21 protein-coding genes and 1 pseudogene are annotated in these 17,882 nt (G+C 42.4%); 17 read left to right on the top strand and 5 right to left on the bottom strand.

The genetic code is table 11. From position 1 onward, the window contains the following. Positions 1 to 15 precede the first annotated feature (15 nt). The gene (locus tag NSS75_RS11650) at positions 16 to 1,020 is read right to left on the bottom strand and encodes a sigma 54-interacting transcriptional regulator (protein WP_339233162.1); all 1,005 of its coding nucleotides are present in this window, start codon (positions 1,018 to 1,020) and stop codon (positions 16 to 18) included. Between the two features lie 250 nt (positions 1,021 to 1,270). On the opposite strand from NSS75_RS11650, the gene ilvA reads away from it, so the two are divergent. The 7 genes from ilvA (at position 1,271) to NSS75_RS11615 (ending at position 6,651) form a co-directional block, all read left to right on the top strand. Beyond that, positions 1,271 to 2,539 (top strand): threonine ammonia-lyase IlvA, encoded by a 1,269-nt coding sequence (ilvA, locus tag NSS75_RS11645; protein ID WP_095713134.1) that lies wholly within the window; start codon positions 1,271 to 1,273, stop codon positions 2,537 to 2,539. Between the two features lie 90 nt (positions 2,540 to 2,629). Further along, positions 2,630 to 2,881, top strand: coding sequence for a DUF2535 family protein (locus NSS75_RS11640; RefSeq protein ID WP_024121785.1), 252 nt, complete (start codon positions 2,630 to 2,632; stop codon positions 2,879 to 2,881). 154 nt (positions 2,882 to 3,035) lie between these two features. Continuing rightward, the gene (locus NSS75_RS11635; RefSeq protein WP_101860403.1) at positions 3,036 to 3,617 is read left to right on the top strand and encodes an SCO family protein; all 582 of its coding nucleotides are present in this window, start codon (positions 3,036 to 3,038) and stop codon (positions 3,615 to 3,617) included. A 77-nt stretch (positions 3,618 to 3,694) separates the two neighbouring features. Further along, a complete protein-coding gene (locus NSS75_RS11630; protein ID WP_095713132.1) occupies positions 3,695 to 4,462 on the top strand; it encodes an SGNH/GDSL hydrolase family protein in 768 nt (255 codons plus the stop codon). A 9-nt stretch (positions 4,463 to 4,471) separates the two neighbouring features. Continuing rightward, positions 4,472 to 5,035 (top strand): YpmS family protein, encoded by a 564-nt coding sequence (locus NSS75_RS11625; protein ID WP_069487337.1) that lies wholly within the window; start codon positions 4,472 to 4,474, stop codon positions 5,033 to 5,035. Between the two features lie 11 nt (positions 5,036 to 5,046). Continuing rightward, entirely contained in the window at positions 5,047 to 5,241 is a 195-nt protein-coding gene (gene ypmT / locus NSS75_RS11620; RefSeq protein WP_044155479.1) for a protein YpmT, read from the top strand. Positions 5,242 to 5,313: 72 nt separating this feature from the next. Further along, positions 5,314 to 6,651, top strand: coding sequence for an MATE family efflux transporter (locus tag NSS75_RS11615; RefSeq protein ID WP_339233158.1), 1,338 nt, complete (start codon positions 5,314 to 5,316; stop codon positions 6,649 to 6,651). A 47-nt stretch (positions 6,652 to 6,698) separates the two neighbouring features. Here the strand turns inward: NSS75_RS11615 and NSS75_RS11610 are convergent, their stop codons facing one another. Beyond that, positions 6,699 to 7,124: a MarR family transcriptional regulator gene (locus NSS75_RS11610; protein WP_024121778.1), complete on the bottom strand. Its 426-nt coding sequence runs from the start codon at positions 7,122 to 7,124 to the stop codon at positions 6,699 to 6,701. A 133-nt stretch (positions 7,125 to 7,257) separates the two neighbouring features. Here NSS75_RS11610 and msrA point away from each other — a divergent pair, with 133 nt between their 5' ends. Then, the gene (gene msrA, locus NSS75_RS11605; protein WP_024121777.1) at positions 7,258 to 7,791 is read left to right on the top strand and encodes a peptide-methionine (S)-S-oxide reductase MsrA; all 534 of its coding nucleotides are present in this window, start codon (positions 7,258 to 7,260) and stop codon (positions 7,789 to 7,791) included. Continuing rightward, positions 7,792 to 8,226 carry a peptide-methionine (R)-S-oxide reductase MsrB gene (msrB, locus tag NSS75_RS11600; protein ID WP_024121776.1) on the top strand — a complete coding sequence of 145 codons (435 nt, stop codon included), beginning with the start codon at positions 7,792 to 7,794 and terminating at the stop codon, positions 8,224 to 8,226. A 44-nt stretch (positions 8,227 to 8,270) separates the two neighbouring features. Here msrB and NSS75_RS11595 read toward each other — a convergent pair whose 3' ends face one another. Then, positions 8,271 to 9,296: a nucleoside-diphosphate sugar epimerase/dehydratase gene (locus NSS75_RS11595; RefSeq protein WP_095713131.1), complete on the bottom strand. Its 1,026-nt coding sequence runs from the start codon at positions 9,294 to 9,296 to the stop codon at positions 8,271 to 8,273. A gap of 355 nt (positions 9,297 to 9,651) precedes the next feature. Between NSS75_RS11595 and NSS75_RS11590 the strand changes: the two genes are divergently transcribed. Then, on the top strand, positions 9,652 to 10,800 hold the full coding sequence (locus NSS75_RS11590; protein WP_185848899.1) for a phytase: 1,149 nt from the start codon (positions 9,652 to 9,654) through the stop codon (positions 10,798 to 10,800). 69 nt (positions 10,801 to 10,869) lie between these two features. Here NSS75_RS11590 and NSS75_RS11585 read toward each other — a convergent pair whose 3' ends face one another. After that, positions 10,870 to 11,823: a DUF3880 domain-containing protein gene (locus NSS75_RS11585; protein WP_101860536.1), complete on the bottom strand. Its 954-nt coding sequence runs from the start codon at positions 11,821 to 11,823 to the stop codon at positions 10,870 to 10,872. Positions 11,824 to 11,829: 6 nt separating this feature from the next. Beyond that, entirely contained in the window at positions 11,830 to 12,231 is a 402-nt protein-coding gene (gene cgeA, locus NSS75_RS11580; RefSeq protein WP_024121772.1) for a spore crust protein CgeA, read from the bottom strand. A gap of 248 nt (positions 12,232 to 12,479) precedes the next feature. Here cgeA and NSS75_RS11575 point away from each other — a divergent pair. The 7 genes and pseudogenes from NSS75_RS11575 (at position 12,480) to NSS75_RS11545 (ending at position 17,878) form a co-directional block, all read left to right on the top strand. After that, positions 12,480 to 12,715, top strand: a pseudogene (locus tag NSS75_RS11575) (protein CgeC). Between the two features lie 77 nt (positions 12,716 to 12,792). Next, the gene (locus NSS75_RS11570) at positions 12,793 to 14,073 is read left to right on the top strand and encodes a glycosyltransferase family 2 protein (RefSeq protein ID WP_326323912.1); all 1,281 of its coding nucleotides are present in this window, start codon (positions 12,793 to 12,795) and stop codon (positions 14,071 to 14,073) included. Between the two features lie 28 nt (positions 14,074 to 14,101). Next, positions 14,102 to 14,881 carry a GNAT family N-acetyltransferase gene (locus tag NSS75_RS11565; RefSeq protein ID WP_185848901.1) on the top strand — a complete coding sequence of 260 codons (780 nt, stop codon included), beginning with the start codon at positions 14,102 to 14,104 and terminating at the stop codon, positions 14,879 to 14,881. 79 nt (positions 14,882 to 14,960) lie between these two features. Further along, positions 14,961 to 15,080, top strand: coding sequence for a YjcZ family sporulation protein (locus NSS75_RS11560; protein WP_095713128.1), 120 nt, complete (start codon positions 14,961 to 14,963; stop codon positions 15,078 to 15,080). A 129-nt stretch (positions 15,081 to 15,209) separates the two neighbouring features. After that, a complete protein-coding gene (locus NSS75_RS11555) occupies positions 15,210 to 16,532 on the top strand; it encodes an aspartate aminotransferase family protein (protein ID WP_095713127.1) in 1,323 nt (440 codons plus the stop codon). An 18-nt stretch (positions 16,533 to 16,550) separates the two neighbouring features. Then, complete coding sequence (locus tag NSS75_RS11550; RefSeq protein ID WP_326323910.1) at positions 16,551 to 17,240, top strand: CoA transferase subunit A; 690 nt, start codon at positions 16,551 to 16,553, stop codon at positions 17,238 to 17,240. Beyond that, entirely contained in the window at positions 17,225 to 17,878 is a 654-nt protein-coding gene (locus NSS75_RS11545) for a 3-oxoacid CoA-transferase subunit B (protein ID WP_024121766.1), read from the top strand. The genes NSS75_RS11550 and NSS75_RS11545 overlap by 16 nt, the downstream gene beginning before the upstream one ends. Positions 17,879 to 17,882: the final 4 nt, after the last annotated feature.

Here is a 17,882-nt window from a genome sequence, read left to right as displayed (position 1 = left end):
TCCTCTCTTTAGCTGCTACATCATTTGTTTTTGCAGCGTTTCTAAAAAATTCAGCCCTTCTAAAGTGATTTTCGTGCCCGCACGTCCGCGGCTTTTTGTCACATACTCTTTCTTCTCCAAATAATCGAGACGGCTTCTGACCTGCTGCGGCGTTAAAGAGATTTGGCTGTTTTTGCTGCTTTCAGAGATAATCCGTCTGCTTGCCGGTTCGCCTTTTTCATTTAACACTTTTATGGTTTCCAAAATAAACAGAAACTCGGCTTTTTCCATTAAAGTCAGAAGCTTCGCTTTTTTCTTCGTCGTTTTTTCATTTAGCCCGTCCCGTATATACGGCGGCACGTCATACGGATGAATGGTTCCTCCGCTTGATACAGCCGCCATATAATCTGCAGTGTTTTTTAATTCTCTTACATTCCCATCAAAGGGATGCTGTTCAAGCAGCGGAAAGACTGAGGGGTCAATTAACAATTGCTGCCCCGATTCCGAAAGGAAATACTGGGTCAAAAGGGGGATATCGCTTTTTCGCTCGGACAGCACCGGCAATGTGAGCGTTAAAATGTTCAGCCTGTAAAATAAGTCCTGCCTGAATGTATTTTCAGCAACTTCTGTTATCGGGATTGCAGAAGCACAGATGATTCTCGGTTTTTCCCCCTCTGAGTCAAGTGCTTCTAGAAGCTTAGCTTGTACAGAAACCGGCATACTCCATACGTCATTAAGAAAAAGTGTACCTCGGGCCGCTTTTTGAAACGCACCCAAGGCATCATCAGCGCCAAAAAGCTCGTATGCAAGGTTTTCTTCTGAATGGGTGCTGCAATTGATACTGATCAATGGTTCGCCGTTTCTTGAAGAGCCTTGGTGTATGGCTTGTGCAAAATGATCCTTGCCTGTTCCGACCTTTCCTGTGATCAGGACAGGAAGCTCTGATAGGGCGAACTGCATGGCGACTCGTTTTGTTTCGAGAAATAGTTGATGCTCTCCAATTAGATTATGAAAAGTGCAAGGTCGAGGTGCGGTAATCATTTATTGGCTCCTTTTGGTTCTAATTGGTTCTATTATAGCATGCCTTTCAGATGAAAACATCTTTTATCTTTAAGAAACTTTTTTCTTAGGCTGCTGGATACAGGTCACGCAGATGTTATCACGGGTGCGGGGAACTTAGAATACGATTCATTTTTTTATTTACTAAATAAAAATAATTGTCTTATTATTTGAATATTCGTGTTATAATGGCATATTAAATAGGGATTTAAAACAAGAAAGGAATCTGTACATGAAACCGTTGCTTAAAGAAAACTCTCTCATCCAAGTGAAAGACATTTTAAAGGCTCATCAAAACGTGAAGGACGTTGTGACTCACACACCGCTGCAAAGGAATGACAGACTTTCTGAGAGATACGAATGCAATATTTATTTGAAACGAGAAGACTTGCAGGTAGTCAGATCTTTTAAACTCAGAGGGGCTTATAACAAAATGAAGCAGCTCTCTGACGAGCAGACTAAAAACGGAGTCGTGTGTGCAAGTGCCGGAAACCACGCGCAAGGTGTAGCGTTTTCGTGTAAACACTTGGGCGTTCACGGGAAGATTTTCATGCCTTCCACAACACCAAGACAAAAAGTGTCACAAGTTGAACTGTTCGGAAAAGGGTTTATCGATATTATTTTGACAGGTGATACTTTTGATGATGCGTATAAAAACGCAGTTGAATGCTGTGAGCAGGAACACCGCACCTTTATCCATCCGTTTGATGATCCGGATGTAATGGCCGGCCAGGGAACTCTGGCGGTTGAAATTTTAAACGATATTGATACAGAACCGCATTTTCTATTTGCAAGTGTCGGGGGAGGCGGGCTTCTTGCAGGGGTCGGCACGTATATGAAAAACGTGTCTCCTGAAACCAAAGTAATCGCGGTTGAACCGGCGGGTGCTGCGTCTTATTTTGAATCTAACAAAGCTGGACATGTTGTCACGTTAGATAAAATTGATAAATTTGTGGACGGAGCGGCTGTAAAAAAAATCGGCGATGAAACCTTTCAAGCGCTAGAAACCGTTGTTGATGACATACTTCTCGTGCCAGAAGGGAAGGTATGCACAGCCATTCTTGAACTATATAATCAATGTGCGATTGTCGCTGAACCGGCGGGTGCTCTTTCTGTCGCGGCACTGGATTTATATAAGGAAGAAATTAAAGGGAAAAACGTAGTATGTGTTGTCAGCGGCGGCAATAACGATATCGGAAGAATGCAGGAAATGAAGGAGCGGTCTATGATTTTCGAAGGCCTTCAGCACTATTTTATCGTCAATTTTCCGCAAAGAGCTGGTGCACTCCGTGAATTTCTTGACGAAGTTCTTGGGCCGAATGATGACATTACACGATTTGAGTATACGAAGAAAAACAATAAAAGCAACGGACCGGCCCTGGTCGGCATTGAGCTTCAAAACAAAGCTGACTATGGACCGCTGATTGAACGGATGAATAAAAAAGCGTTTCATTATTTAGAGGTAAATAAGGATCAAGATTTATTCCATCTGCTGATCTGATTTTTTCGGCACAACCGCGCAAAATGACAGACAGTCCGGCCGGCATTGTATATAATAGAAGAAAACAATCAAAAAATGAGGATTGATAGCTTGTTACTCAAAAGCCTAGAGTTCAAACGCAGCGACGGGATTCAGGTGAAAGTGACAGAAATACCTGTGTTAAAGGAAGATGAACATTATTTCTTTATGCTGAATCAGCATTTGCAGATCTACTTAAAAGAAGTGTTTTCATCAAAAAGCAGGGCAAAAGTGTATTCTTTCCGACAATATATGAAGCGCCGGATGAAATGGACTGATTATCAGGCTGTTTTTCATCAAGAGGTGTTAAAACACAACGCGTGATACGCCGTTTATTCCTGTGTGTCCCCTTTGCTATGCCGCTCGCAGGCTGACGAAGGGGCATGCAGGAATTTTTTTTGCGGGTATAGAATTAAACAAGATGTAAGAAGGTAAGCGCGGCATTAGTAAGCGCTTTAAGCTGGAAAGGGTGAAGGACATGAAGATGATCAAAGGGTTGGCGGCGGGGCTGATTTTTCTGCTTTTGTGTGCCTGCGGAGGACATCAGATTAAGGATCCGCTTAATTACCAAGTGGAGTCTTTTACTTTTAAAAACCAAGATGGCAAAAATGTTTCTTTAGACAGTTTAAAAGGAAAGGTTTGGCTCGCAGACTTTATTTTTACCAATTGTGAGACCGTGTGTCCGCCGATGACGGCTCATATGACAGATCTTCAAAAGAAATTAAAGGCTGAGAATATAGATGTGCGTATCGTATCCTTTAGTGTTGATCCTGAGAATGATAACCCGAAGCAGCTGAAAAAATTTGCGGCAAATTATCCTTTATCTTTTGATAACTGGGATTTTCTAACGGGATACAGTCAAAGTGACATCGAGACGTTTGCGTTTGATAGCTTTAAAGCGATCGTGAAGAAACCTGAAGGCCAGGACCAGGTCATTCACCAATCCTCTTTTTATTTAGTAGGCCCTGACGGTAAAGTGCTAAAAGATTACAATGGAGTAGAAAATACACCATACGATGACATCATCGCTGATGTGAAAGCGGCTAGTAAACTCAAGTAATCTCGAAGACAAGGCATTTTCAAATCTCCTAAAACATGATACACTTTCCACTAGTAGAATGGGGAGGAGCAACAAGATTGAAACTGCGCATTTTTGCACTCATGGCCAGTTTGATTTTGCTTCTTACTGCATGTACGAGCATACGTACAGCATCTGAGGGAAAACAAAAAGCCCATGAACTGAAAACGAAGGAACACATTGTCATTGCCGCTGTCGGAGATTCGCTTACAGAAGGTGTCGGAGATCCTGAGGGCAAGGGATATGTCGGCAAGGTGGCGGATTCTATCCGGTCAAATGAGCAAGTCAAAAAGGTTGACGTTAAAAATTATGCCGTCAAAGGGAATCGTTCGGAGGATTTGTTAGAGAAACTAAAAGATAAAAACGTTCAAAAAGGCATAAAAGATGCAGATTATGTCTTTTTAACAATTGGCGGTAATGATCTGATGAAGGTCCTTCGTCAAAACTTTCTGCAATTAACCGTCGAACCGTTTCAGGAAGAGGAAAAGCCGTACGAAAAGCGTTTTAAAAAAATCATTTCAGAAATCCGCGCACTGAATAATCACGCAGAGCTGATTTATGTCAGCATGTATAATCCGTTTACATTTACTTTATCTGAATTACAGGAAATAAACGGGGTAGTCACTGATTGGAACAACATTGCTAAAAAAGAGCTGAAAAAAGATAAACATGCAAAAATCATTAATATAGAAGACTTGTTCAATCAAAAAAGTGACAGTAAACGAATTTCTGAGGAAGATGATTTTCATCCTAATGGAACGGGTTATTCCTTAATAGCGAAGCGGGTCTATCAAGCAATTGAAAAAGAAGGATTACCGAAAGAGTAGGGTGAAATCATGAATAACTGGAAACGACTGTTTTTTATATTGCTTGCCATCAATATTGTATTAGCAGTAGGATTTGTGACGCTGGTCATGCTGCCGGGCAAGCAAGCTGAGGTAGAGGATACCTCTAAAAGCGAGTACGGATTTCAAGTGACAAGCACAAAAGAATCCTTAGCTGCGTTTGTCAACTCATATTTAAACGAGAAAGCGTCAAATCAGCTTGATTACAAAGTGGATATAGATGACGATGTCCATGTGGCAGGGAAAATCAAAGCATTTTCCACGTCAATTGACGCGTTTATCGCATTTGAGCCGACCGTGAAAAAGAATGGCGATGTCGAGCTGAATGTAACGAAATTTTCCTTAGGGAAATTGAGTATTCCTATTAGCTTTGTGTTAAATTATATGGACAGCTTCTATGAACTTCCATCCTTTGTGCATGTTCATCCCGGCGATAAAAGCATTGAGGTTCGTTTGTCTGAAATGCCATTAACGAACGGTATGTATGTCAAAGCAGATAAAATTAATTTAGAAAAAGATGAAATTGAGTTTTCCTATTACCATCCTAAACAATAGAGGTGACTGAAATGAAGCGGATTTACCAGTATTTCAGTTTGTTATCATTTACGTTTTCCCTTTACTTCGGCTGGCTGGCTTATCATCATCTGGCCGCTGAGGATATGGATCAAATGTACTTGAACATTTCGTACTGCGCATTGTTTTTGAGTGTGATGGTGTTTACATTTGGCATGAAAGACCGAAAAAAAACCGATAAATCATGAAAAAAAGAGACATGCTGCACCGTCTCTTTTTTCATGCGGCTGGACGAAAATATAAGAGAACAAGGAGAAGAAATGAAAGCACACGATTTTACGAAGGGAAACGTGCTGAGGCAGCTTATCCTGTTTTCGATGCCTATTATGCTGGGAAATGCTCTGCAGGTTTCTTTTCAATTCATAGACAGTTTATGGATCGGCAATTTGCTGGGGGCAAAAGCGCTTGGCGCGGCCGCGGTATCAAGCACGATAGTTTTAACCGTGCTGTCTTTTATTTTGGGACTTAATAATGCGACCTTAACCATTTTGTCTCAGCAAAAGGGAAAAGATGATGAGAAAGGAATGGCGTCTTATATAAATGCCTTTGTGGTTTTATTAACAGGCTTAAGCATCGGGTTCGGCGCAGCCGGTTTTTTCCTGTCAGAACCATTGCTGCGTCTTCTGCAAACGCCGGAGTCCATGATTCCGCTTGCCGAGATCTATTTGCAGATTCAATTTATCGGCATACTGTTTTTGTTTGGTTATAACTTTATCAGTACGGTTCTTCGGGCGCTAGGCGACAGCAAAACACCGCTGCGGTTCATCGCTTTTGCCGTTGTGCTGAATGCTGTGCTGGCACCGCTCTTTATTTCTGTTTTCCGCATGGGGATTGCGGGAGCGGCTTATTCAACTGTTTTGTCACAGGGCATTGCGTTTCTTTACGGTTTGTTTTATGTCATCAAACATCAGCTGGTTCCGTTTTCTATGCCAAGAGCACCTAAGTGGGAAGAGACTGCATTGATTCTAAAACTTGGTATTCCTGCCGGTCTGCAGATGATGGTGATTACAGGCGGAATGATGGCGATCATGAGCGTCGTCAACTCTTATGGAGAGCATGTGGTCTCTGGATTTGGCGCAGTGCAGCGGCTGGACAGCATCATCACACTTCCGGCTATGGCGGCCGGTACGGCGGTCAACAGCATGGCGGGACAAAATATCGGACTCGGAAACTATAAAAGAGTGGAATCGATTGCGAAGCTTGGTGTGATGTCTGTTTTTTCTTGCATGCTCGTAATTGCTATTATCATTTGGATATTCGGAAAATATTTAATGAGGTTATTTATTAGTGAGCCTGACGCGGTAGCGTTTGGTGAACAATATTTGCGGTGGATTGCGTTTTTCTATCCCTTTATCGGTATTAATTTTGTGCTGAACGGAATTGTCAGAGCTGCTGGGGCAATGATGCAGGTTTTGGTTTTAAATTTGATTTCTTTTTGGGTTTTGAGATATCCTTTCACGGCTCTGTTTTCAGCTTGGCTTGGACAGAAAGGGATCGGTCTCGGAATCGGTATGAGTTTCTTATTCAGCAGCTGTGCGGCGTTTTTGTACTACAGATACGGCCGCTGGAAAACGATGAAATTGTTTACTGAAAGATAAGAAAGACGCTGCGAAAAGCACATACCCTAAATGGGTATGTGCTTTTTTTACCGTTTTTTATCAAGTTTGCTGAAAAGCTCGATTAATGTGGCGAGTTCAGTATCCGTATAACAATCAAAGCGTTTAAAGAAATATTCAGTTTTTTTCTCATTGAAATGCTGAACGATTTTTTCACCTGCTTCAGTGATATGGATGCGGATGATCCGCCGATCTTCCTTCGATCTGATTCTCGTGATCCATTCTTTTTCTACCAGCGCGTCAGTCACTGCGGTAATATGGCTTGCCGATACTTCCAAAATGGGCGCAAATTCCGTCACTTTCTTAGGTCCCTGTTCACTTAGAATGCGCAAAATGGTAAATTCATTCCGCGAAAGCTCTTTATCTAGAATATCGTTGATTTCATTGCGTATTTGTTTAAAAACTTTACGGAGTAAAGTTTCCATATCATACATCATTTGTGTTCTTACTTTCAAATTTGTGAACCCCCATTACATAATTGCTAATACTCAAAACCTATAGATTTTTATTGAAAAGCAGAATCATTTTCATTCTATTTTTACATGCTATAATATAATAATACCACGTATTAACAAAGGAGGCACCAGTATGTCTGAAAAAAAAGAACTCGCCACATTTGCAGGCGGCTGTTTTTGGTGTATGGTCAAACCATTTGACGAACAGCCGGGAATTGAAAAAGTGGTGTCCGGGTATACAGGCGGCCATACTGAAAACCCTACGTATGAAGAAGTATGCAGCGAAACAACAGGGCATCGTGAAGCCGTACAAATCACGTTTGAGCCTGATGTATTCCCTTATGAAAAGCTGTTAGAGCTGTTCTGGCAGCAAATTGATCCGACAGATGCAGGCGGCCAGTTCGCTGATCGCGGCAGCTCTTACCGTGCAGCGATTTTTTATCATAATGAAAAACAAAAGGAGCTTGCCGAAGCATCAAAACAACGGCTGGCGGAAAGCGGCATTTTTAAAGATCCTATCGTGACAGATATTTTAAAGGCTGAACCATTCTATGAAGCAGAAGATTACCATCAGCATTTTTATAAAAAGAATCCAGGGCATTATCAGCGTTACCGGACAGGCTCCGGAAGATCTGGATTTATCAGTGAGCATTGGGGGGCGAAATAAATGACGCTAAATAAAGAAGAAAGAATAAAGTCATTAAACCGTATGCAATACGAGGTCACACAAAATAACGGAACGGAGCCGCCGTTTCAAAATGAGTATTGGGATCATAAGGAAGAAGGGCTTTATGTTGACATTGTGTCAGGAAAGCCTTTGTTTACTTCCAAGGATAAATTTGATTCCCACTGCGGCTGGCCAAGCTTTACAAAGCCGATTGAGGAAGAAGAAGTGGAAGAAAAACAGGATACGAGCCACGGAATGATTCGGACAGAAGTCAGAAGCCGAACAGCTGATTCCCATCTGGGACATGTATTTAATGACGGACCTGGACCTAGTGGACTTCGTTACTGCATTAATTCTGCGGCGCTGCGGTTTATTCCTAAGGATAAGCTCAAAGAAGAGGGATATGAAAGCTATCAGCACCTATTTGACAAATAAATGCAAGAAAAAACAAGCCTGCCTAATGGATAGACAGGCTTGTTTTATGCCTTTTTTTCTTTATGCAGGTCTTCAATAATTTGGGCAATTCTGTCTTTTGTAATAAGAGGAGCCTGATCAGACTGATATCCGGGCAAATTGACTTTGCGAAAATCAGGATGTTTTTCAGGTTCTGGGAGGATAGCATATAGGTTGCCCCATTCATATAGTGACTCTACTTCGTGGGGAGATGTCAATTCTTCGTGAAGCTTTTCACCTGGACGCTTGCCGACTTCTATTGCGGTCGGGCGCGGGAGACCGTGCTGCGCTGCGTATTCTTCAAATCCATGAATCAATTCCTCGAGTTTCAGTGATTCCATTTTAAAAATAAAAGTTTCTCCGCCTGTGGTTATAGCGGCTGATTGCAGTGTCAGTGTGGCCGCATCATTAATAGACATAAAAAATCTGGTCATGTTCTTGTCTGTGATGGTCAACGGTTCACCTTCCATCATCTGTTCAAATAAAATAGGGATGACTGAACCTCTTGAGCCGAGAACATTTCCGAAACGGACGGAACAAAAAACAGTTCCTCTATTTTGAACGTGGCGGTTAGCTTGATGAAACAGCTTTTCAGATAACAGCTTAGTGGCACCCATTGTGTTTACAGGGGACACAGCTTTATCTGTACTGATATTGATGACATGCTGTACTCCATTGATTAGGGCGGCCTCCACCACATTCTGTCCGCCGATGAGATTGGTCTGGATCGCTTCAAACGGATTGTCTTCGCATGTCGGTACCTGTTTCAGCGCTGCTGCGTGAAAGACGATATCGACACCTGTCATCACCTGATTCACTCTCCGGTGGTCGCGCACATCTCCAAGTACAAATGAAAGCCGCTGATCCTCCGCATACTTTTGACTCATTACATACTGTTTACTGTCGTCTTTGCTGAATACAATGACCTTTTTTGGTGTAAGCAGCAAAAGGCGTTTGACAATTTGACTTCCGATTGAACCCGTTCCGCCAGTGACTAAAACTGTTTTGTTATGGAAAAATGGTTTTAGTTCTGCTGTTTGCTGTTTAGGCATGGCTTATCCTCCAACTCTCGTTTCTCTACCATGCATCATATGTTCAACATTTTAATCGAGTTAATGAAAGCAACCAATAAAACGAAATTTAGGGGAATGATGATGTCACAAAGTGTTCTTTTTTAATAGAAAATGAAGAGATTGGCTTAATCTAACTAAATAAACAGTGTACTAAATTTTCATATTATCTTTTTTCGCTCCATATAAACAGGTCCCATATGATCTTATCACGTCCATATAAAAAGCTTTCTTTTGAATCAGAAACACTACGAAAAAAAGGTTCGATTGTCTCACTATTCATCAACTACATATATTTTACAATAAGAAATGAAGGTTAAAATAAGGAGGCTGTAAAATGAAGTATCCAAAAACTATTCTGTTTAGTGCCGCTGCGGGTTTATTGCTTAGCCTATCTGCAAACTCGGTATCGGCTCATCAGGCTGATGAAGTGAATCATTTCAAAGTGACGGCAAAGGGAGAGACTGACCCGGTTGCTTCAGGAGATGACGCAGCGGATGATCCGTCCATTTGGGTTGATGCAAAGCATCCGGAAAAAAGCAAATTGATAACGACAAACAAGAAGTCCGGGTTAGTCGTGTATGATTTGGACGGCAAACAGATCAATTCTTACGAGTTTGGCAAGCTGAATAATGTCGATCTGCGTTATGATTTTCCGTTCAACGGCAAACAGATTGACATTGCTGCTGCTTCAAACCGGACAGAAGGAAAAAATTCGATCGAAGTTTACGCCATTGATGGGGAAAAAGGTGAATTGAAAAGCATCACAGACCCAAAACATCCTATTTCCACTGATATTTCTGAAGTTTACGGTTTCAGCCTGTATCACAGCCAAAAAACAGGGGCATTTTATGCGTTGGTAACAGGAAAGCAAGGAGAGTTCGAGCAATATGAAATTGCCGACAATGGAAAGGGATATGTAACAGGGAAAAAAGTGCGGCAATTCAAATTACATTCACAAACTGAAGGTCTCGTCGCAGATGACGAGTACGGGAATCTCTATATAGCGGAGGAAGACACAGCAATTTGGAAATTTAATGCTGAACCATCTGGAGGATCGCAGGGCAAAGTCATTGATCTTGCTTCTGGAAAGCATTTGACAGCTGATATTGAGGGCTTGACCATTTATTATGCGCCGGACGGAAAAGGTTATCTTATCGCCTCAAGCCAAGGCAATAACAGCTATGTGTTGTATGAAAGACAGGGAGGCAATCGGTATATTGCCAATTTTGAAATTACGGATGGCGAGAAAATAGACGGGACGAGTGATACTGACGGTATTGATGTTCTTGGTTTCGGGCTGGGGCCAAAATATCCGTACGGCATTTTTGTAGCACAGGACGGAGAAAATATAGAAAATGGACAAGCTGTCAATCAAAATTTCAAAATTGTATCATGGGAACAGATTTCTCAGCATCTAGGCGGAAAACCTGACCTGAATAAACAGGTGAATCCAAGGAAGCTGAAGGACAGATCTGATGAATAAAGAAACAGCCTATTTTCGGCTGCTTTTTTATGTGCACGAAAAAATCGTTCATATGAAATGAACGATTTTTCAAGAAAGCGCCAGATGAATGGCTTTCAGTTTTGCGGGAAGCTCATCAAATGTATGAGCAGGAACGGTCTCTTTATAATTTAACGCCGCAGCTTTGTTTCGTTCCTCAGGATGATTGATATAGAAAGCGGCTTTTTCCTTAAAGTCGTTGATGCTGTGATAAGAAATAAAGGATGAAAAAGGATATGCCGCAGGGAGATCCACTAGTTGAAATGCTTCGCATGCAGCGATATCAAAGGTGCGGTTATTAAAGCTTGTATTTTTAATGCGGCTTTTATTTTTGTTGAACGTAAAATGATACGGCCGATGCGGATTGATCACGATGTCTGCCCCGTTATAATAATGAACGGCCTGTTCAGGCGGAACCCATGTGCTGACTACATCTATATGCGGCTGTTTGAGTACTTTTTTAGGCAGGTATTTTCTCCATTCCTTTCCGATGACCCGAACGGTGTACGGGAGATATGCCGCTTCTTTCACAAGCTGAACCCGATTAGGGTAAGGATAGCCGATGATAAGCAATTGTGAATGAAAGGAATGTTCGGTGTCCATTTTTTTAAACAGCCGATGATTAACAGGAATCGGAACATAATAGATATGCTGATAACCAAGCTCCTGATAATAGAGAGCAGCATTTTGGTCAATTGTTAAAACTGCGTCAGCGTGCTTTATCACCTGAAGACTGATATCAATATAAAATGGGTCTTCTGTCAGCCAAACATATACGGGAATACCCTTACCCTTTAACCAGGTCAGCCAGTCGTGAGGAACGTGAACTCCAACCATCATGAGTGCGAAATCCGGCTGAAACGTTTCAATGCGTGACAGCGATTCGGTGTCTGGTGTATCTGCAGACATGTATTCTGTCTGAGCGTGCCGAAAGCATTCTTCAGCCCAGCGGTCAAAATAACTGTATATTCCTCCATATCCCGACTGGATATACAAAACTTTCATCAGAGATTATGAAAAGAATGTAACGCTTTCTACTTTATCTACATCAATCAATGTTGTCGCTTGACCTGGCGGAGTTACAGAGCTTTCCTGTGTGACAAATACGATGCCGTGGACTTGATCAAAAGCCACAAAGACAACCGGACCGATCATGTCACCGGAATCTGTCACAATGCTGATGGTAGTGCCAGGTGTAATTCTGGCAAAAATCCATCTTGCAGGAAGGGAAGGATCTAAAACAGATTCAGCAGTAACCGTTTCGCTTTCGTCAACTTTTTTATCAACAGCAGCTTCAAGTAATTCTTTAAGGTTATTATTCACGTTTTCTCCTCCTTCTGTTGCATTTGTAAATAAAGGGCTTAAAAGGCTTTTAATAATATCCTTTTTTAACTGCGCATTTTCACTGCTCAACACATACACCTCCTATTAATTATTGAACTCACGTTTAATCATATTCTTCTGATTGGCAATTGGTATGAGTCGAACGCCGTACCTGAGCTATTTTTCATATATTTAAGGAAAATGCTGATTTTCTTCTATGGATGGACATTGCCTATACCGCAATTGACAGCATGTTCATATTGTGAAACAGAGGGTAAGGGAGAGAGGGAAGTTTGGATTTAGAAAACAAAGTGAACTAAGAAGAAAATGACGACGAATTGCATTTTATTCTGTTTTTATTCATTCTGCTTATACGTCAAACAGCTTCAGACGGAAATCAATCTGGTCTCAAACGCCAGCTCGTAGTTGCCAAGAGCTTGGTGTCCGATTTCAAGAGTCAATCTGATCAATGGAGATACGCTTCAAAATGTTATCGTAAAAATCCCTGGCTGATTTGGTTATTTTTCAGAACCCGCTAAATCAAACGGGATCAAATGTTGCTATTGTAAGTTGAGGTGCTTTTTACATGTTGACAGAGGCTCTGCTTGCTGCGGAGCCGTTTTCATGTGTGACAATAGGAGGCTTGCAGAGATGGGGGACAAAGTTTCCATTATTTTAACGAGTTATAACAAACCTGATTATCTGCAAATGGCGATTGAGAGTGTCATCAATCAAACTCATAGCAATTGGGAGCTTTTTGTCATGGATGACCATTCAAACGAGAAAACGATTGCGGTGATTCACAAGTACCTTCATGATCAGCGCATTCGTTATAAAAACAGCTTCGTCCATCCTCAAAATCGATTAAAAACAACCCGTTATGCCACATTAATTAATAACGCTCTTCCATTTGCCGCAGGCGACTACATTTCTTATCTCACCGATGATACAGTTTATCATCCTGATCGGCTGAGCCGTATGGTGCAGACATTTTTGTGTCATCCTGAAGCACAGGCAGTCTATTCAAAACAAAAAGTTGTTCATGTAAACGAAAGAGGAGAGGAAATTTCCCATTTTTACAGAGATGCCAATGCGGTGCTTGATCAAGCCGCTTTTCAAGTCGATCATTGCTCTGTTATGCATCGCCGTTCGTTGCTTGATCGGATCAAAGATAAATATGGAAGCTATTGGGACGATGATATGATGCATTGGAATCACGGCGACTCAATTTTTTGGATTAGAGTAAACACATTTGCCCCGTTCCTGCCGATAAATGAAGTATTAGATACAACGTATAAGACCCCGAATTCCTTTCAAAACGCTTATCAGTTTCTGCCCGCCGATTTGATTGACGGCACGTTTGTAAAAGGATCTGATCAACATGTGTATTTTCTTGATCAAGGTGTGCGGCATCCTGTGGGGGAGAGATGGAGTTCAGTGTATCTGGATCGGACTGTTGTTATCCCCGATCCGTATTTATTTCAATATCATACGGGAAAATGTTTAAACATTCCGAATTATGTTTTGGTAAAAGAACCTGACCAGCCTGCAGTATTTTACATTGACGCCGGTAAAAAAAGACGGATAGAAAGTCAGCATGCTTTTCAATTTTATCAATTTAAAAGAAAAGATATTTTGACGATTGAAAAAGAAATGCTCGAGGATCTGCAGGAAGGGCCGCCTATCACGCGGGACAGATCTGGGGTGATCGCAAATCCGCCTGGACGAAGACTGTTTTTTATAGAACGCGAGCGGTTTCTATTTCTAAACGGTGTTTTTCATCCAATCAGCGAGCAAGTGGTGAGAAAATTCTTTTTGCAGCAGAAACCAATACCCGCTTCTTTCCGGAATATTCAGCAATTTCCAATTGGAAAGCCGTTTTATCCGGTGTACGATGAGATTATAAAGAAATTAAATATTGCAATCGAGTAAATGTATAGGTCATAAAAAGGAGACATTCATGACAGGACATTATTCAAAAACGGAGCATCAATACCTATCGTTAACGTCTGAATCGAAGTTGTTTGGTCATTACAGTGTATATAAAGATTCCAAGCTGCCGCAAATTTTTTCTCATAATTTTGTGCAGCTTCATGATACATTTCCATTGGAGCGTATACCTGATTTTTTGCCGTCCGTACCGAAGCTGCTTAATGCGAATTATATCCATTTAAAAGCGTCTCCTCAGCATGCTTTTCCGCTCGTTTTGAAGCAGTCGCTTGTGAAAAGCGGTTTTGTGGTTGAAGATGAGCTGTTATACTGCATGAAGCTTGAAGACTGGAAGGGACAGACGGGACATCCTTTCACGGCATGGGGGACGGCAAAGAGTCTTAGTGACGGATCTTCTATCATGAAAATTTATGACTCGCTTTATATAGGAGAGGCAACCGCAGAACAAAAATTAGTGAGAAAATATCCTTTTTACAAAGCGGGTACGATTTTGCTTGTCGTTTGTTACAGCGATTCATCACAGAACATTCCGATTGGCTGCGGAGAACTTTTTATTGATTCGCAAGAGAAAACGGCGAAAATTGAAGAAGTGGCGATTTTGGATCAGTTTCAAAGAAGGGGCTACGGCAGTATTCTTGTGGGTGAGATGCTGTCCATTGCCAAATCTTTAGGAATGGACGATGCTTATTTAGTGGCCTCAAATTCTGATGGCGTTACTCATTTTTATGAAAAGCTCAAATTTAAAAAATTTGAGCGGGTGCACACTGTTTTTCATTATTTCCTTACATAGATGGGCATTTGCACAAACCGTTTGGGACTTGGCCCGCATACAATGCCGTATATCGTGATAAGAAAGGATGAAAAACAATATGCATGGATATTGTCATGGATACGGTTACGGAGGATTTGGCTGCGGGACAAATACATTTGTATTGATTGTTGTCTTGTTCATTTTATTAATTATCGTCGGAGCCGCTTTTATTTGCTAGATGAAATAACACAAGAGCCTTTCGAAGTTCGGAAGGGCTCTTTTTTGTGCGAAAAAAGATTTTATAGGGAACGTCATGCCGCTATTTGGACACTCATACAATGTAGAAAAGGTGTTTTTGAGGTGGAGCATGAGCAGTTATTTAATTAAGCCAGAGCTTAATGCGGAATATCCGATTGTCAGTCATGCAAAGGGCACATATGTGTATGATCAGAACGGAAAAAAATATCTTGATGGCTCATCTGGTGCGGTGACATGCAATATCGGCCATGGGGTTGATGAAGTAACTGAGCAGCTGAAAGAACAGCTTGATAAGGTGTCTTTTGCTTACCGCTCGCAGTTTACGAGTGAGCCGGCCGAGCAATTAGCTGCTTTACTGGCCGAGCAGCTGCCGGGAGACTTGAATTGGTCTTTTTTTGTCAATAGCGGATCAGAGGCCATAGAAACGGCAATGAAAATCGCCATTCAATATTGGCAGGAAAAAAAGCAGACAGAAAAATCCATCTTTCTCTCACGATGGAGCAGTTACCACGGAATAACTTTGGGAGCGCTTTCATTGTCGGGATTTTATGAACGCAGGTACCGGTTCACCCATTTGCTAGAGCGTTATCCCGCTCTCTCAGCCCCGCATATATATCGGCTGAATCAAGAGGCAAAAAAAGATTTTGTTCAAACGGCTGCGGAGGAGCTGGAAACCGCTATAAAAAGAATCGGAAGTCAGTTTATTGCTGGCTTTGTGGCAGAACCTATTATTGGAGCCGCGGGAGCAGCAATCACTCCACCTTCTGGATATTATGAGAGATTGCAAGAGGTGTGCCGCTCACACGGCGTGCTGTTTATTGCGGATGAAGTGATGACCGGGCTTGGGAGAACTGGAAGGATGCTTGCGACAGAGCATTGGCATACCGTTCCTGATATCGCTGTGCTTGGAAAGGGGCTCGGTGCAGGCTACGCGCCTATTGCAGCTGCAGTTGTGTCTGATACGGTTCTCCAAACGATAAAACAAGGATCAGGTATTATTATGAGCGGCCACACATACAGTGCTCATCCCTTTTCAGCCAAAGCCGCTCTCGAGGTTTTGCGTTATGTTATCAGACACGGCTTGATCAAACAGTCTGAAGAAAAGGGCTTCAAGCTGAAAAAGAAACTTGAAGAGATGATGCACCGAAGCGGCATCATTGGGGATGTCCGAGGCAAAGGGCTGCTGTTAGGCGTTGAATTTGTGGCTGATAAAAAGACAAAGCGAGTGTTTCCGCAAGATCGGTCGATGACCCAGCGTATCATCAGCGAAGCAAAAAAACGCGGGCTCATTGTCTATCCTTCCAAGGCTGGAATCGACAGCGGGGAAGGAGATGCCGTAATCATCGCTCCTCCATTCACAATCTCAGACGGAGAGATGGAAGAGCTTATATCAACTTTTTCGGAAACAGTTGCAGAAGTTGAAAAAAACTGAAAAGGGACTGAAATCAATATGGCACCATTTCAAAAAACGATCAGCATTGAATCGGCAATTGCAGATGTGCGTGATGGGTCGGTCCTTATGTTTGGCGGCTTCGGAGGAGTCGGCTCTCCTCCTTCTTTGATTGAAGCCATATTGGACAGCGGTGTGAAAGAATTAACTGTCATTTGCAATGATGCCGGATTCCCGGAGATTGGGATTGGACCGCTTATTGTCAATAAAAGAGTCAAGACACTGATTGCATCGCATATCGGTTCAAATCCTGTAGCCGGAAAACAGATGACAGACGGCACATTAGAGGTTCGATTTTCGCCTCAGGGCACGCTCGCAGAACGGATTCGCGCCGGCGGATCCGGCCTTGGCGGCATTTTGACCGATATCGGCATTGATAATCAAATGGTTTGTGAGAAAAAAGAGATTGTGTCTGTAGCGGGGAAACAATACTTGGTTGAAGAAGCGCTGACGGCTGATTTTGCCTTCATCAATGCCTGCATTGCAGATGAATTCGGCAATTTAACGTATGACAAAACAGCGCGCAACATGAATCCGCTTATGGCAATGGCCGCCAAAAGAACCTTTGCCGAGGCTGAGACGATTGTGCCGATGGGTGATATTGCAGATGAAATGATTGTAACGCCTGGGGTTTTTGTTGAGGGGGTTGTGAGAAGCGAAGGGGTGAGGTGGAAATGGGCTTGGGAGTAACAGAAAGAGAGCAGATCGCCAGACGGGCTGCTTCTGAAATCAAACCAGGCATGATGGTGAATCTCGGTATCGGCATCCCTTCCTTGGTGCCGAACTTTTTGCCGCCTGACATGCAGGTTATGCTGCAGGCGGAAAACGGCGTACTCGGGATTGGCGAAAGTCCCGAAAAAGGGAATGAGGATGAAAATTTATGCAACGCCGCGGGATTCCCTGTCCGTGCTGTAAAGGGAGCATCTTATTTTGATACAACGATGTCTTTTGCCATGATCAGAAGAGGCATGATTGACATTACGATTCTAGGCGCTTTGCAGGTAAGCCAGTCGGGAGACCTTGCGAATTGGCTTGTACCCGGAAAAAAGGTGCCAGGCATGGGCGGTGCGATGGAGCTCGCCCAAAAAGCGAAAAAAGTGGTTGTCGTCATGAGCCATACCGATCAAAAAGGGAGGCCTAAATTAACAGAAGCCTGCACCCTTCCGTTAACAGCAGCAGGCTGTGTAGATATGATCATTACTGAAAAAGCAGTTCTTGCAGTTGGCCGGCATCATTTTATTTTAAAAGAACTGATGAATGGCTCAACAATTGACGAGGTGATCGGGCTGACCGACGCTGAAATAATGGTAGATATGCCTTTTTCTTAAAAGG

Source organism: Bacillus sp. FSL K6-1012, from assembly GCF_037964915.1.
GTDB lineage: Bacteria > Bacillota > Bacilli > Bacillales > Bacillaceae > Bacillus > Bacillus halotolerans.
This window is presented reverse-complemented; position numbering and strand designations above follow the sequence as displayed.